Origin of the sequence: Streptomyces sp. SUK 48 (assembly GCF_009650765.1) — a bacterium.
Taxonomy (GTDB): Bacteria; Actinomycetota; Actinomycetes; order Streptomycetales; family Streptomycetaceae; genus Streptomyces.
The window spans coordinates 3406109-3420860 of the sequence record NZ_CP045740.1; the positions used below are offsets into that span (position 1 = coordinate 3406109).

11 protein-coding genes are annotated in these 14752 nt (G+C 73.6%); 3 read left to right on the forward strand and 8 right to left on the reverse strand.

Annotated elements, in window-relative coordinates; translation table 11 throughout:
- Positions 1-51 precede the first annotated feature (51 nt).
- The gene (locus GHR20_RS14450; RefSeq protein WP_153813402.1) at positions 52-522 is read left to right on the forward strand and encodes a hypothetical protein; all 471 of its coding nucleotides are present in this window, start codon (positions 52-54) and stop codon (positions 520-522) included.
- An 82-nt stretch (positions 523-604) separates the two neighbouring features.
- On the opposite strand, the gene purH is transcribed toward GHR20_RS14450, so the two are convergent.
- Together purH and purN are read right to left on the reverse strand one after the other, a co-directional pair.
- The gene (purH, locus tag GHR20_RS14455; RefSeq protein WP_153813403.1) at positions 605-2167 is read right to left on the reverse strand and encodes a bifunctional phosphoribosylaminoimidazolecarboxamide formyltransferase/IMP cyclohydrolase; all 1563 of its coding nucleotides are present in this window, start codon (positions 2165-2167) and stop codon (positions 605-607) included.
- Complete coding sequence (purN, locus tag GHR20_RS14460) at positions 2164-2793, reverse strand: phosphoribosylglycinamide formyltransferase (RefSeq protein WP_153813404.1); 630 nt, start codon at positions 2791-2793, stop codon at positions 2164-2166. The genes purH and purN overlap by 4 nt, the downstream gene beginning before the upstream one ends.
- A gap of 280 nt (positions 2794-3073) precedes the next feature.
- Here purN and GHR20_RS14465 point away from each other — a divergent pair, with 280 nt between their 5' ends.
- Positions 3074-3964: a hypothetical protein gene (locus GHR20_RS14465; protein WP_153813405.1), complete on the forward strand. Its 891-nt coding sequence runs from the start codon at positions 3074-3076 to the stop codon at positions 3962-3964.
- On the opposite strand, the gene GHR20_RS14470 is transcribed toward GHR20_RS14465, so the two are convergent.
- Positions 3885-5678 carry a DUF6350 family protein gene (locus tag GHR20_RS14470; RefSeq protein WP_243878350.1) on the reverse strand — a complete coding sequence of 598 codons (1794 nt, stop codon included), beginning with the start codon at positions 5676-5678 and terminating at the stop codon, positions 3885-3887. The two genes, GHR20_RS14465 and GHR20_RS14470, sit on opposite strands and share 80 nt — an antisense overlap.
- A 113-nt stretch (positions 5679-5791) precedes the next feature.
- Between GHR20_RS14470 and GHR20_RS14475 the strand changes: the two genes are divergently transcribed.
- Positions 5792-6844 (forward strand): helix-turn-helix domain-containing protein, encoded by a 1053-nt coding sequence (locus GHR20_RS14475; RefSeq protein ID WP_153813406.1) that lies wholly within the window; start codon positions 5792-5794, stop codon positions 6842-6844.
- Between the two features lie 123 nt (positions 6845-6967).
- Here GHR20_RS14475 and sucD read toward each other — a convergent pair whose 3' ends face one another.
- The 5 genes from sucD to GHR20_RS14500 form a co-directional block, all read right to left on the reverse strand.
- The gene (gene sucD / locus GHR20_RS14480) at positions 6968-7852 is read right to left on the reverse strand and encodes a succinate--CoA ligase subunit alpha (protein ID WP_037655968.1); all 885 of its coding nucleotides are present in this window, start codon (positions 7850-7852) and stop codon (positions 6968-6970) included.
- 27 nt (positions 7853-7879) lie between these two features.
- Positions 7880-9058: an ADP-forming succinate--CoA ligase subunit beta gene (sucC, locus tag GHR20_RS14485; protein ID WP_153813407.1), complete on the reverse strand. Its 1179-nt coding sequence runs from the start codon at positions 9056-9058 to the stop codon at positions 7880-7882.
- A gap of 514 nt (positions 9059-9572) precedes the next feature.
- Positions 9573-10730, reverse strand: a complete 1158-nt coding sequence (locus GHR20_RS14490) for a VWA domain-containing protein (protein WP_111586735.1) — start codon at positions 10728-10730, stop codon at positions 9573-9575.
- Positions 10727-13540 (reverse strand): DUF5682 family protein, encoded by a 2814-nt coding sequence (locus GHR20_RS14495; RefSeq protein WP_153813408.1) that lies wholly within the window; start codon positions 13538-13540, stop codon positions 10727-10729. Before GHR20_RS14495 ends, GHR20_RS14490 begins: the two co-directional genes overlap by 4 nt.
- Positions 13537-14676, reverse strand: a complete 1140-nt coding sequence (locus GHR20_RS14500; RefSeq protein ID WP_153813409.1) for an AAA family ATPase — start codon at positions 14674-14676, stop codon at positions 13537-13539. Before GHR20_RS14500 ends, GHR20_RS14495 begins: the two co-directional genes overlap by 4 nt.
- Positions 14677-14752: the final 76 nt, after the last annotated feature.

The following is a 14752-nucleotide window of genomic DNA, read 5'->3' on the forward strand; positions in this document are numbered from 1 at the left end:
ACCACTCCGCCACGGCGGAGCGACCACCTCGCTCGTTCACATGGGGGAACAGTGAATATCGCCAAGCCCGCCGCGTTGCTCGTCGCGGCCACCGCCCTGCTCGCCGGCTCCACGGCCGCGGCCACCGCCGCCGCCCCCGACGGCACCCGGGTCACCGCCGTCGAGCGCGTCGCCGACCAGGTGCTGCCGGGACACCCGGCCGCCCTCGAGGTCACGCGGGACCGGGTCCGCTACGACGGCCTCACCCTCACGAAGGCCCCGGCGGGCACGCTCGCCGCGAAGGACCTGGCCTGCGGGTACGGCCATCTCTGCATGGTCGTCAGGGGCACCAAGTTCGACTTCTACAAGTGCCAGGACTGGACGGTGAGCAACTGGACCGGTGACGGCCCGTTCACCAACAACCAGACGCCCGGCACGGTCGCCCGGTTCTTCAACAAGGACGGCAGCGTCCGCTGGACCTCGACCGCCTACCAGGCCGGGACCGCCACCTGGGACCCGATCTACTCCCTGCGTCCCTGCTGACCCGGCATACGGCGCGGCGGCCTCCGGTCCCCTCGGGGGAGGGCCGGAGGCCGCCGTACGCGTGCCCGCTCGGGGCGACGGCTCAGTGGAAGAAGTGCCGCGTGCCCGTGAAGTACATGGTCACGCCCGCCTTCTGGGCCGCCTCGACGGCCAGCTCGTCCCGGACGGAGCCGCCGGGCTGGACGATCGCGCGGACCCCGGCGTCGATCAGGATCTGCGGGCCGTCGGGGAAGGGGAAGAAGGCGTCGGAGGCCGCGTAGGAACCCCGGGCGCGCTCCTCGCCGGCCCGCTCGACCGCGAGCTTGCAGGAGTCGACGCGGTTGACCTGGCCCATGCCGACGCCGACCGAGGCGCCGTCCTTGGCGAGCAGGATCGCGTTGGACTTCACCGCGCGGCACGCCTTCCAGGCGAACGCGAGGTCCTTCAGTTCCTCGGCGGACAGCGCCTCGCCGCTGGCCAGCGTCCAGTTCGCGGGGTCGTCGCCCTCGGCCTGGAGCCGGTCGGCGGCCTGGAGCAGCAGACCGCCGTCGACCGGCTTGGCCTCGACCGCGTTCGCGGGGCCGCCCTCGGCCTTCAGCACCCGGATGTTCTTCTTCTTGGTGAGGGCCTCCAGGGCCCCCTCCTCGTAGTCCGGGGCGACGATGACCTCGGTGAAGATCTCCGCGACCTGCTCGGCCATCTCCTTGCTGACCGGCCGGTTCACGGCGATGACGCCGCCGAACGCGGACAGCGGGTCGCAGGCGTGCGCCTTGCGGTGCGCCTCGGCGACGTCCGCGCCGACCGCGATGCCGCAGGGGTTCGCGTGCTTGATGATCGCGACGCAGGGCTCGGCGTGGTCGTACGCGGCACGGCGCGCGGCGTCCGTGTCCGTGTAGTTGTTGTACGACATCTCCTTGCCGTGCAGCTGCTCCGCCTCGGCCAGGCCGCCGGTGCCGTCGACGTACAGCGCGGCGCCCTGGTGCGGGTTCTCGCCGTAGCGCAGGGTGTTCTTGCGCTCGTAGGTGGTGCCGGTGAAGTCCGGGAAGGCCGAGTCGTCCGCGGGGGCGTAGTCGGCGGCGAACCAGGAGGCGACGGCCACGTCGTAGGCGGCGGTGTGCTTGAACGCCTCGGCGGCCAGCCGCTTGCGGGCGGCCAGGTCGAAGCCGCCGTCCTTGACGGCCGCGAGCACGTCCGCGTACCGGCCGGGGCTGGTGACCACGGCGACCGAGGGGTGGTTCTTGGCGGCGGCGCGGACCATCGAGGGGCCGCCGATGTCGATCTGCTCCACGCACTCGTCGGCCGAGGCACCGGAGGCGACGGTCTCGCGGAACGGGTAGAGGTTCACGACGACCAGGTCGAACGGCGCCACGCCCAGCTCGTCGAGCTGCGCGCGGTGGCTCTCCAGGCGCAGGTCGGCGAGGATGCCCGCGTGCACCTTCGGGTGCAGGGTCTTGACCCGGCCGTCCAGGCACTCGGGGAAGCCGGTCAGCTCCTCGACCTTGGTGACCGGGACGCCGGCGGCGGCGATGCGCGAGGCGGTGGAACCGGTCGACACCAGCTCGACACCGGCCTCGTGCAGCCCGCGCGCCAGCTCTTCCAGGCCGGTCTTGTCGTAGACGCTGACGAGCGCCCTGCGAAGGGGCCGCTTGTTGCTCTCGGCGGTCACTGGATAACTACCTTTCGTCCCTCGATCCGATAGCCGTGGCGGGCGAGCCGGCCCACGACCTCGACGAGCAGCCTTCGCTCGACTTCCTTGATGCGCTCGTGCAGCGCGCTCTCGTCGTCCTCGTCCCGGATCTCCACCACGCCCTGCGCGATGATCGGCCCGGTGTCGACGCCGTCGTCGACGAAGTGGACGGTGCAGCCGGTGACCCGGGCGCCGTACGCGAGCGCGTCGCGGACCCCGTGGGCGCCGGGAAAACTGGGCAGCAGGGCCGGGTGGGTGTTGACGAACCGCCCGCCGAAGCGGGCGAGGAACTCCTTGCCCACGATCTTCATGAACCCGGCGGAGACCACCAGGTCGGGCTCGTACGCCGCGACCGCGGCGGCGAGGGCGGCGTCCCACTCCGCGCGGCTCGCGTGGCCCTTCACCCGGCACACGAAGGTCGGCAGCCCGGCGCGCTCGGCGCGGGCGAGGCCCTCGATGCCGTCGCGATCGGCCCCGACGGCGACGATCCGCGCGCCGTACGCCTCGGCTCCGGCGCTCTCGATCTCGTCCAGGAGCGCCTGGAGGTTGGTGCCGGATCCGGAGACCAGCACGACGAGGCGCTTGGCCACGGGGTTGGCGGCCACGGTGGGGCCCTTTCTCAAGAACGGTCTGTGCCGTCGGCGGTTTGTACAGTCGTACGAATGCTTCGCGCCCCGGGATACGGGGAAGTCTACGAAGCGGCCGACCGCCAGCAACGATACCGGCACCGCGGACGGCCCCCACGGGACGGGTGCGTGGCCGGGAGGTAGCGTTCGCAGGGAATCGACCGGAGCAGCCCCGGGAACGCGGTCGTCGTGCGGCGCGTTGACGGGGTGGAAGCTCACGACGACCAGCCGTGTTGATCTAGGGGAAGACGCTCTTTTGATGCCCGTCCGCAGCCTGCGACTCCTCACGTTCCCGCCAGCTCCGGCCCTGGGAGGGGAGCGCGACGGAGTGCTGCTGCGCGAGCGGCCCTCGACGCCGCCCGACGCTCCGCGGGGCGGGGCGGACGGCTCCGCCGGGTCCGGGGCATCCGGGGGTTCCGGGGATTCCCGTGAAGGGCGGGACGGCCGCGGTGACGAGGGCGGACGGCAGCAGGACAATCCGTTCGCGCCGCCGCCGGAGGGCACGCCGGACCGGCCGTGGCAGCCGCGGCACCCGGGCGGCGCGTCCGGTCCCTCCGGCTCCGGTGACGGTCAGGGCGGGCAGGGCGGTCACGGCGGCGGTGCCTGGGGCAGTCAGTGGAGCGACCGGCAGCCCGGCCGGTCCTCCGACGGCTTCGGCGAGCGTCCCGGCGCGGCTCCCCAGGGACAGCCCGGCGGACAGGGCGGGCAGGGCGGCGGCCGGGGCGGACCCGGTGCGAACATGCGCTGGGACCCCACGGACCCGGTGCAGCGCCGGGCGCGCTACGCGCTGCTGTCCGGGATGTGGGCCATCTTCTTCGCGCTGTTCAGCTGGCCGTACGTGTCGCTGCTGCTGGGCGCGCTGGCGCTGTACTGGGGCATCAGCACCCTGCGCGCCAAGCCCCGCGCCGCCGACCCGGACCGGCCGGCCCCGGCCCAGGCCCCCGGCCGCCCCCAGACGACGGCGGCCGTCGGTGGTCTGGTCACGGCGTCCCTGGCCCTGGTGCTGGTCGCCTCGACGTTCACGGTCCAGTTCGTCTACCGCGACTACTTCACGTGTGTGAACGACGCGCTCACGCACGAGGCGAAGCAGTCGTGCCAGACGCTGCTGCCGGAGCAGTTGAGGGGCGTGCTCGGGGCGGCGAACGAGTAGCGAGCAGGACGGGGGCGGGGTCAGGACGTCTCGGGGGTTTTGGGGGGCTCTGAGGTTTCGGGGGCCTCCGGGGTTCCGGGGGTTCCGTGACCTCGGCGGAGTCCTCGGCTTCGGCGGGTTCCGTGGGTTCCGTGACTTCCCGGGCTTCCCTGGTTTCCGCGTTCGCCGTGGTTTCCGTGGTTTCCGTGGTGGGAGCCTTGGTGGGCAGTTCGATACGGAGTTCCGCCGGAGGCTCGGCCGGGAGGATGTCGTAGGCGTCCTCCTCGTCGGGAAGGACGTCCTCACGCCTGGCCTTGCCCTCGGTCTTCGCCTTGCCCTCGGTCATCGTCCTGCCCGGGTCCTTGGGCTTCTCCGGGTCCTTGGGCTTCTGCCCGGCCGCCGGTTTCGCCGCATCGGCCGCCGTCTTCAGGGCCCCCGCGCCCCGCAGCCGCCACGCCCGTACGACGAGGGCCGTCGGCATGCCGAGCAGCGCGGTCCAGGCGCCCGCCGCCGGGCCGGTCTGCCACCACAGGGGGCCGAAGCGGGAGAGCGCGCCGACGCCCAGCGGTCCGCCGGAGAAGGCGGCGAGCAGGGCCAGCAGCAGGGTGCAGACCGCGGCCGTCAGCAGGGTCACGCCGGTGGTACGCGCCATCGACCAGCGCACCCGGGGCGGCTCCTGGTGCCCCCGGCGCCGTACCGCCGCGCGGGCCACGAACCATCCGGCCACCATCCCGGCCGCCACCGGCACCAGCACGGCCGCCCCGTTCAGCCGGGTGCCGGGGCCCGCGTCCGGGACCGCCGCGAGCAGCGGGAACGGCGGCAGCAGCGGCGCCGGGTCGGAGGCGAACGGGTGCACCGGATGCCCGGCACCGAGGACGAAGCCGGGGCCGAGGGCGTAGGACGCGGCCCACACGGAGGCGTTGGGGACCAGCGCCATGCCGAGCAGCAGCACCGCGAACCGTCCCGTCCACCCCTCCGTCAGCTGGAGGAACGACGCCCGCGCCACGTCCCCGTGCCACACCGTCGAGACGGCCACGAGCAGCGCCCCGCCCCCGACCAGCACGGCGGCCGACGCGCCGGCGGCCCGTACGGCCGTATCCACCCGGACCGGCGCGTCCGCGCCGAACACCAGCCGCCGCACCGGCTCCGGCACCACCTTCAGCACGACCAGCAGCGGCCCGGGCGGGCAGCCGTGCGCCGACCACACCCCGGCGCCCGCGCCCGCCGCCGCGACCAGGGGCAGGGTCAGCGTCAACCAGCCCCAGGACGGCCGCAGTTCACCGCCGGAGCAGTACAGCGCGGTGGCGGTGCCGACGGCGAGGTAGCCGAGGACCACACCGAGCCAGGCCGTGCGCACGGGGACCGGGGGCGGCCCGTCGGGCTCGCCGGAGGCGTCCGTGGCGTACCGGCCCGCCCGGTACAGCAGCCAGGCGGGCAGCGCGAGCAGCAGCAACGGGGTGACGCCCACCGGGAGGGGCGCGCCCGAGAGGGTGTCGGTGCGGACCAGTTCGACACCGTGCGCCAGCAGCCACAGCGCGGCGGCGATGTGCAGGGCGCCGCTCGGCCCGCTGTCGGGGTACGGCGAGCTGATCCACAGGGCCAGGACCAGCACGGTGAGCGCGCCGAGGCCGAGTCCGGCCGCGACCACGCCGTTCAGCAGGCTCGCGGACAGGCCGGGCGAGCGGTCGCGCAGCCGGGTGGACAGCGGGGTGAGCGACGGGTGGCGCGCGGTCATCTGGGTCACCCCGCCATGGTCCCAACGACACGCGCTTTCCCGGCGTAACAGGTGAACCACCGTAGTGTCGCCCAATATATGTTTATGTCACTTATCGTACGAAAGGGTGCGCGATGAGCACGCAGATCTCCGCAAGCCCGTTGCCGTCGCCGAAGGAACGCCGACGCCTGCGCCAGTCCCGCTCCCTGACCCAGGCTCAGCTGGCCGGACGCCTTGGCGTGGCCCGCGCCACGGTGCGTGCGTGGGAGTCGGGGCGCCGGGCGCCGACCGGCGCCGAGGGCCGGGCGTACACCGAGTTCCTCGGTGCGCCGGCCCCGTCGGCGGCCCCTGACGAACCGTCCGGGAAAGAAGGCCCCGGAAAGCCCGAGCCGCTGACGCCCGCTCAAGCCTTCGACGCGCTCTACGCCTTCTGCGCCCCGGCCCTCGTACGCCAGGCATATCTGCTGTGCGGGCGCCGCGAACTGGCCCGGGAGGCGGTGGAGCGCGCCTTCCAGCTGGCCTGGCAGCGCTGGCCCGAGGTGGCCAGGGACCGGGACCCGGCCGGGTGGGTCCGGGCGGTGGCGTACGACTGCGCGCTCTCGCCCTGGCACCGGTTCCGCCCCTGCCACCGGCACCCGGAGCCGCCGCCGGCCGACCCCGCGGACCGGGATCTGCTGGGCGCGCTGCTCACGCTGCCGCCGTCGTACCGGCGCACGCTCGTGCTGTACGACGGGGTCGGCCTCGACCTCCCGGAGACGGCGGCGGAGACGGAGGCGAGCACCCCGGCGGCGGCGAACCGGCTGACGCACGCGCGGGAGGCGATGGCGGCGCGGGTCCCCGAGCTGGCGGACACCGCGCTGCTGCACCGCCGGCTGGCGGAGCTGTCCTCCCGCGAACGCCTGCGCGCGTCCCGCCCCCCGACGGTCCGCACGCTCGGCGAACGCCGCAACGTGTTCTGGACCCGGGCGGCGATCGCCTTCACGGTGACGATCATCGGCGCGACGGCACTCACGCTGCGCACCGCCCCCACCCACTACGAAGCCCCGATCGCCCCCGCCCAGGCCGTGCAGGGCGTCCCCCGCGCGGTCCCGATGGGCCCCCTGTCCCACGACGAACTGGCCCTGCGGACGAAGCTGCGCGGCGAGGCGTCGGCGGGCGGCGAACGGATCGAACCCACACCGAGGTGACCCGCACACCCCGCCGGTGCGCGCGCGAGAACGCCGGTAGGCCCGCCCCGGGGAACGGGACGGGCCTACCGGCGTACGGGTCAGAGACTCAGCTCGGCGAGGAGCCCGGCTCTGCCGAAGAGGTCACGCGCCCAGGATCTCGCGGGCGAGCTTCGCCGTCTCGGTCGGGGTCTTGCCGACCTTGACGCCCGCGGCCTCCAGGGCCTCCTTCTTCGCCTGCGCGGTACCGGAGGAACCGGAGACGATCGCGCCGGCGTGACCCATGGTCTTGCCCTCCGGCGCGGTGAAGCCCGCGACGTAGCCGACGACCGGCTTCGTCACGTTCTCCTTGATGAACGCGGCGGCGCGCTCCTCGGCGTCGCCACCGATCTCACCGATCATCACGATGAGCTCGGTCTCGGGGTCCTCCTGGAAGGCCGCGAGCGCGTCGATGTGCGTGGTGCCGATGATCGGGTCGCCACCGATGCCGACGGCGGTCGAGAAGCCGATGTCACGCAGCTCGTACATCATCTGGTACGTCAGCGTGCCGGACTTCGAGACCAGGCCGATGCGGCCCGGCTTGGTGATGTCGCCCGGGATGATGCCGACGTTCGACTGACCCGGGGTGATGATGCCGGGGCAGTTCGGGCCGATGATCCGGGTCTTGTTGCCCTTCTTGCCGGCGTACGCCCAGAACGACGCCGAGTCGTGCACGGCGATGCCCTCGGTGATCACGACGGCCAGCTCGATCTCGGCGTCGATGGCCTCGACGACGGCGTCCTTCGTGAACTTCTCCGGCACGAAGATGACGGAGACGTTGGCGCCGGTCTTCTCGATGGCCTCCTTGACGGTGCCGAAGACGGGTACCTCGGTGCCGTCGAAGTCCACGGTCTGACCCGCCTTGCGCGGGTTCACGCCGCCCACGACGTTCGTGCCGTCACCGAGCATGAGCTTGGTGTGCTTCATGCCGGTGGCGCCGGTCATGCCCTGGACGATGACCTTGCTGTCCTTGTTGAGCCAGATAGCCATGGTGTGTCGGTGTCCTCGTCCTCGTGCTTACTTGGCGGCGGCCAGCTCGGCGGCCTTCGCGGCCGCGCCGTCCATGGTGTCGACGCGCTGCACCAGCGGGTGGTTGGCGTCCGTGAGGATCTTCCGGCCCAGCTCGGCGTTGTTGCCGTCGAGGCGGACGACGAGCGGCTTCTCGACCTTCTCGCCGCGGTCCTCCAGGAGCTTCAGGGCCTGCACGATGCCGTTGGCGACCTCGTCACAGGCGGTGATGCCACCGAAGACGTTCACGAAGACGGACTTGACGTCCGGGTCGCCCAGGATGATCTCCAGGCCGTTCGCCATCACCTGGGCGGAGGCGCCGCCACCGATGTCCAGGAAGTTGGCGGGCTTCACGCCACCGTGGTTCTCACCGGCGTACGCGACGACGTCCAGGGTGCTCATGACGAGACCCGCGCCGTTGCCGATGATGCCGACCTCACCGTCGAGCTTGACGTAGTTGAGGTTCTTCTCCTTGGCGGCGGCCTCGAGCGGGTTGGCCGCGGCCTTGTCGTGCAGCGCCTCGAAGTCCGGGTGACGGAACTCGGCGTTGTCGTCCAGGGAGACCTTGCCGTCCAGGGCGATGACGTCACCCGAGGCGACCTTGGCCAGCGGGTTGACCTCGACCAGGAGGGCGTCCTCCTTGATGAAGGTGTCCCACAGCGTGACCAGGACGTTCGCGACCTGGTCGGCGACCTCGGCCGGGAACTTGGCGGCCGCGACGATCTCGCGGGCCTTCTCGGGGGTCACACCGTCGATGGCGTCGATCGGCGTCTTGGCGACGGCCTCGGGGCGGGTGGCCGCCACCTCCTCGATCTCCATGCCGCCCTCGACGGAGGCGATGGAGAGGAAGGTGCGGTTCGCACGGTCGAGGAGGAAGGAGACGTAGTACTCCTCGACGATCTCCGGGGCGGTCTCGGCGATCATCACCTTGTGGACCGTGTGGCCCTTGATGTCCATGCCGAGGATGTCCGTCGCGCGCGCGACGGCCTCGTCCGCGGAGGCGGCCAGCTTGACGCCGCCGGCCTTGCCACGACCACCGACCTTCACCTGCGCCTTGACGACGGACTTGCCGCCCAGACGCTCGGTGATCTCGCGCGCCGCCTCAGGCGTGTCGATGACTTCACCGGCCAGCACCGGTACATCGTGCTTGGCGAAGAGGTCCCTCGCCTGGTACTCGAACAGGTCCACGCGCTTCCGTCCCTATCAGTGATCTCGCGGTTCGTTGGATGCGTGGGCGTGCCGCGAAGGGCAACGTGACGTCCGCTTGTCACTAGGGGGGCGCACACGGTGTCCGAGCGCGCGGCATGTCCGTCTCGCAGGTTATCGCCGCTTGCGGGGGCTCCCTAAATCGAGGGTCACACGCGAGCGGTGATACCTGTCACATGATGCCGGGTTCGCTGGCACGCCGTGCCGCAACATCCTCACCCTACCTGCGGGTACAGAGCCTCACCGGGCTGGGGTTGACCCGGTGAGGCCCCCGGACGACCCCGATGGCGCCGGGGCCGGAACGGTTGATCCCCACCCCAATGAGGACCACCCGCCCCACCCGCGAGGCTCCGCCCGGTCGGTCCGATGGCATTCGGCCGACCGGGTGCGACCGCCCCACGGAGCGAGGTGGCCGGGCGACAGGCGGATGTGCCGGCTACCCGATGCCCCCTCCGACGCCCCGTACGCCGCACGGGTTCCCCCTTTCCCCCCTTCGTTACGCCGTCTCCGGTATCGGCAGCGGCCTTTTCTCCAGCGCCGCGGCCATCACCTCCGGGAACAGGTCGGGGGTGCAGGCGAAGGCGGGGGCGCCGAGCGCGGCGAGCGCGGCGGCGTGCTCCCGGTCGTAGGCCGGCGCGCCCTCGTCGGACAGCGCGAGCAGGGTCACGAACTGCACCCCGGACGCCTTCATGGCCGCCACGCGCTTGAGCATCTCGTCGCGGATGCCGCCCTCGTACAGGTCGCTGATCAGCACGACGACGGTCTCGGCGGGGCGGGTGAGGTGGGCCTGGCAGTAGGCGAGCGCCCGGTTGATGTCCGTACCGCCGCCGAGCCGGGTGCCGAAGAGGACGTCCACCGGGTCGTCCAGCTGGTCGGTGAGGTCGACCACCGCCGTGTCGAAGACGACCAGACGGGTGCTGATCGACCGCATGGAGGCGAGGACCGCGCCGAAGACGGAGGCGTAGACCACGGACGCCGCCATCGAGCCGGACTGGTCGATGCAGAGGATCACCTCCTTCTTCACCGACCGCGCGGCCCGCCCGTAGCCGATGAGCCGCTCCGGTACGACCGTGCGGTGCTCGGGCAGGTAGTGCTTGAGGTTGGCCGCGATGGTGCGGTTCCAGTCGATGTCCTGGTGGCGCGGCCGGCCGACCCGCGCGCTGCGGTCCAGGGCGCCGGTCAGGGTGGCCCGGGTGCGGGTCGCGAGCCGCTTCTCCAGGTCGTCCACCACCGTGCGCACGACCGCCCGCGCCGTCTCCTTCGTGGTCTGAGGCATCGCCGTGCCGAGCGAGAGCAAGGTGCCGACCAGGTGCACATCGGCCTCCACCGCCTCCAGCATCTCCGGCTCCAGGAGCAGCGCGGAGAGCCCGAGCCGGTCGATGGCGTCGCGCTGCATGACCTGGACGACGGAGGACGGGAAGTAGGTGCGGATGTCGCCGAGCCAGCGGGCCACGGACGGCGCCGAGGCCCCGAGCCCGCCCGCGCGCTCCCGGCCCGGCTGCGGTTTGTCCGCCTTGCCGTAGAGCGCGGCCAGCGCCCCGTCCATGCCCGCGTCCCGCCCGGACAGCGCGCATCCGGTGCCGTCCGCCCGCTCCCCGCCGAGCACGAGCCGCCAGCGCCGCAGCCGCTCCGCCGGTTCCGTCCCGTTCGTCATACGCCCACCCCCGTCAGGCTCTTTTCCTCGGTCGCCGTCCCGAGCAGCAGCCGCAGCACGGGACGTACGGCGTCGGCACGGCCGGTATCCGGCTCGGCGCCGAAGCCCGGTGCGGTGAGTCCGCGCGCCACGGGATCGCCCCGGTCCCCCGGTCCGCGCCGCACCAGTTCGCCGAGGGTTCTGCGCACCCCCGGGTCGTACGCCGCGAACGTGCGCCGCAACAGTGGCAGTACGTCCGTGAACGCCTCCGCAGGCACCCCGGTCAGCCAGGTGTCGACCAGGCCGAGCAGCCGCTCGTCGTGCACCAGCAGCATGCCGCCCCCGCCGCCGACGAAGCCCTCGATCCAGGCGGCCGCCTCCGCGGGCGGCGTCCCCCGCGACAACGCGACCCCCATCAGCCGCGCCGCCTCCTCGGCCCCCACCTCCCCCTCGTCCATCAGCAACCGCACCGCCCGCCCCCGCACCACCCCGGCGACGGCCTCCCGCTCTCCGAGAACCCGGAGCACCTTCCACCAACGCTGCCGCAGCCCCCGGAGCCCAGCGCCGGGACCGGCACCGGGGGCCGGGGTCCGGGTCGTATGTCCAGGGTCGCCGGGGGCCGGGGCCGAGGTCGTTCCTCCGCGGTCGCCGAGAGCCGGTGCCGCGCCTTCCCCTGCGCCGGAGGCCGAACCCGACGCCGCGCCTCCGCCGTCACCCGGGACCGAGCCCGATGCCGCGCCTCCGCCGTCACCCGGGACCGAGCCCGAGGCCGCGCCTCCGCCGTCACCCGCGTCCGGGACCGAGACCGCCGCAGCACCTTCACCGGCACGGGAGGGCGAGACGGCCGCGGCGCTCCGTCCGGCCCCGATGGCCGAGGCCGGACCCGCGCCTTCCCCTGCGCCGGAGGCAGAGCCCGAGGCCGCGCCTTCGCCGGTGCCCGGGACCGAGCCCGATGCCGTGTCTCCCCCGGTGCCGGAGGCCGGCGCGGTCGCGGTGGGTTCGCCGGGGTCGGCGGGCGGGGTGGTCGCCGTATCCCTGTCGGCGGAGGTGCCCGCGGCGGCCGACTCCCCCAGCAGTCCCACCGCCGTGTGCACCGCGTCCACATGCTCCCTCATCTGCTCCGCGGCCTCGCTGCCGAGGGCGGTGCAGGCCGGGGGCAGGCCGACGAAGGTGCGCTCGGCGAGGCCGGCGGCGACGTCGGACAGGGCCTGGGTGTCGGTGCCGCGGACGTCGCCGTAGCGCAGGGAGCGGACCAGGGCGGGCAGGGCCTGGGCGAGGTGGCCGACGTCCGTGTCCAGGGCCGCGCGGTCGGCGAGCGCGCGCATGACCGCGGGCAGGGCGTCGGACAGACCGGCGAGGAGGCACCGCTCGGCGAGCGCCGTGACGTCGGCGAGGGTCCCCGCGCCCGCCGCGTCCGCCTCCGCCCTGGCCCGCGCCGCCGCGGCCACGGTGGTCCCCCACACCCCCGCCTCCGCGACCCGCACCGACAGCTCCGGCTCCCAGCGCAGCCGCCAGGTCTCCCGGAACGTGCCCGTGCTCCCCCGCGAGGGGCCCGGCTCCCCCCAGCCGATCCCGAGCAGCCGCAGCCGGTGCAGCAGTCTGCTGCGGCCCGCGTCCGTGTCCCCCCGCAGATCCAGCTCCAGTTCCCGCTCCAGCGCCTCCGGCTTGAGCCGCAGCGAACGCTGCCGCCGCGCCAGATCGCGCTGCAACGGCACGGCGGGGGCGGACTCCGGCACCTCGCCGAGGACGTCCCCGACCACCAGCCGGTCGTGCACCAGCGCGAGCGGCACGTCCGAGCCGTCGCACATCACCGCCCGCACCGCGTCGGTGGTCTCGCCGAGGCCCGGCAGCGGGCGCCCGCGCATGACCGCGAGGGTCTCGGCGAGCCGTACGGCCTCGATGACATGCGCGGAGGACACGATCCGGTCCTCCTCCCGCAGCAGCCCGGCCACCTTGGTCAGCCACCGTTCCACCGGCCGGTCGGGGGCGTGGAAGAGATGGCCGTACCAGCCGGGCGAGTCGATGCCCGCGCCGTAGCCGCTCGACCGGGCCAGCCTGCGATGTGTCCAGGGCACCCAGGTCAGGTCGGCCTTGACCTTGGGCAGCCCCTTCAGCAGTGCCCGGTCGGCGGTGACCGTCGCCTTCTCGCGCAGCGCGGGCACATGCCAGGCCCCGCACACCACGGCCACCGCGTCCCCGAACTCCTTCTGCGCGGCACGCAGCTGGAGCCGCATCTGCGCCTCGCGCACCAGGTCCCGCGGGCGCCCGCCCACGCCGTACCGCTCGCGCAGCGCGCCCATGGCCTCGGCCAGCGCCTCGAACGGGGCGAAGGGGTCCCGCTCCCCCGGCCCCCGGTGTTCGACGACGTCCTCCCACCAGCGCTCGGGGTCGTCGTACCCGGCGGCCTCGGCGAGCGCGGCGAGCGGGTCGACGCGCGCCTGCTCCTCCTCGCCCTCCCCGCTCTCCTCCCCTTCCACGGAGGGGAGTTCGGTGTCCCAGGCGAGGGTGTGGGCGGCCGGCAGGTCGATGAAGCGGGCCGGGACGCCGTGCTCCAGCGCCCAGCGCACGGCCACCCACTCCGGGCTGAAGGCGGCGAACGGCCAGAACGCGGAGCGGCCGGGCTCGTCCACCGCGTGGGCGAGCAGGGCGACCGGCGGCCGCAGCTCCGGGTCGGCGGCCAGCGGGATCAGCGCGTCGGCCTCGGGCGGCCCCTCGATCAGGACGGTGGCGGGCCGGGCGGCGTCCAGCGCGGCCCGCACCGCGCGGGCGGAGCCGGGCCCGTGGTGCCGCACCCCCAGCAGCAGCGGACCGGCGCCGTCCGCGCCGGTCATGCGCTCACCTCCCTGCACGCGCGGTAGAAGTCCGTCCAGCCCGCGCGCTCGCGCACGACCGTCTCCAGGTACTCCTGCCAGACGACCCGGTCGGCCGCCGGATCGCGGACGACGGCGCCGAGGATGCCGGCGGCGACATCGGCCGGGCGCAGCACGCCGTCGCCGAAGTGGGCGGCGAGCGCGAGGCCGCCGGTGACGACGGAGATCGCCTCGGCGGTGGAGAGGGTGCCGCTGGGCGACTTCACCTTCGTACGGCCGTCGTCGGTCAGGCCGTCGCGCAGTTCGCGGAAGACGGTCACGACGCGGCGGATCTCCGCCATCCCGTCGGGCACGGCCGGCAGGTCGAGGGAGCGGCCGAGCTGCGCGACGCGGCGGCTGACGATGTCCACCTCGGCCTCGGCGCTCTCCGGCAGCGGCAGTACGACGGTGTTGAAGCGGCGGCGCAGCGCGCTGGAGAGCTCGTTGACCCCCCGGTCGCGGTCGTTGGCGGTGGCGATGAGGTTGAAGCCGCGGACCGCCTGGACCTCCTCGCCCAGCTCCGGGACGGGCAGGGTTTTCTCGGACAGGATGGTGATCAGCGTGTCCTGCACATCGGCCGGGATCCGGGTCAGCTCCTCGACCCGGGCGGTCATGCCCTCGGCCATGGCGCGCATGACGGGGCTGGGCACGAGGGCGTCCCGGCTGGGGCCGTGGGCGAGCAGCCGCGCGTAGTTCCAGCCGTAGCGGATGGCCTCCTCGGGGGTGCCGGCGGTGCCCTGGACCAGCAGGGTCGAGTCGCCGCTGACGGCGGCGGCCAGATGCTCCGACACCCAGGTCTTGGCGGTGCCGGGCACGCCGAGCAGCAACAGGGCGCGGTCGGTGGCGAGCGTGGTGACGGCGACCTCGACGATCCGGCGCGGCCCCACGTACTTCGGCGAGATCACCGTGCCGTCCGGCAGGGTGCCGCCGAGCAGGTACGTGGCCACCGCCCAGGGCGACAGTTTCCAGCGGGCCGGGCGCGGCCGGTCGTCCTGCGCGGCCAGCGCGGCGAGTTCGTCCGCGAACGCGTCCTCGGCGTGCGGCCGCAGGGCCGTCGCGCGCTCGCCCGGGTGCGGTGCGGCGGACGTGGATCGCGTGGACGCAAGGTTGGCTGACATGGCTGAGGCCCCCTCCAGCTCGGCCGGTTCGGATCTGCACCCCACGATGAACCACCCCACTGACAATCGCTCTGAC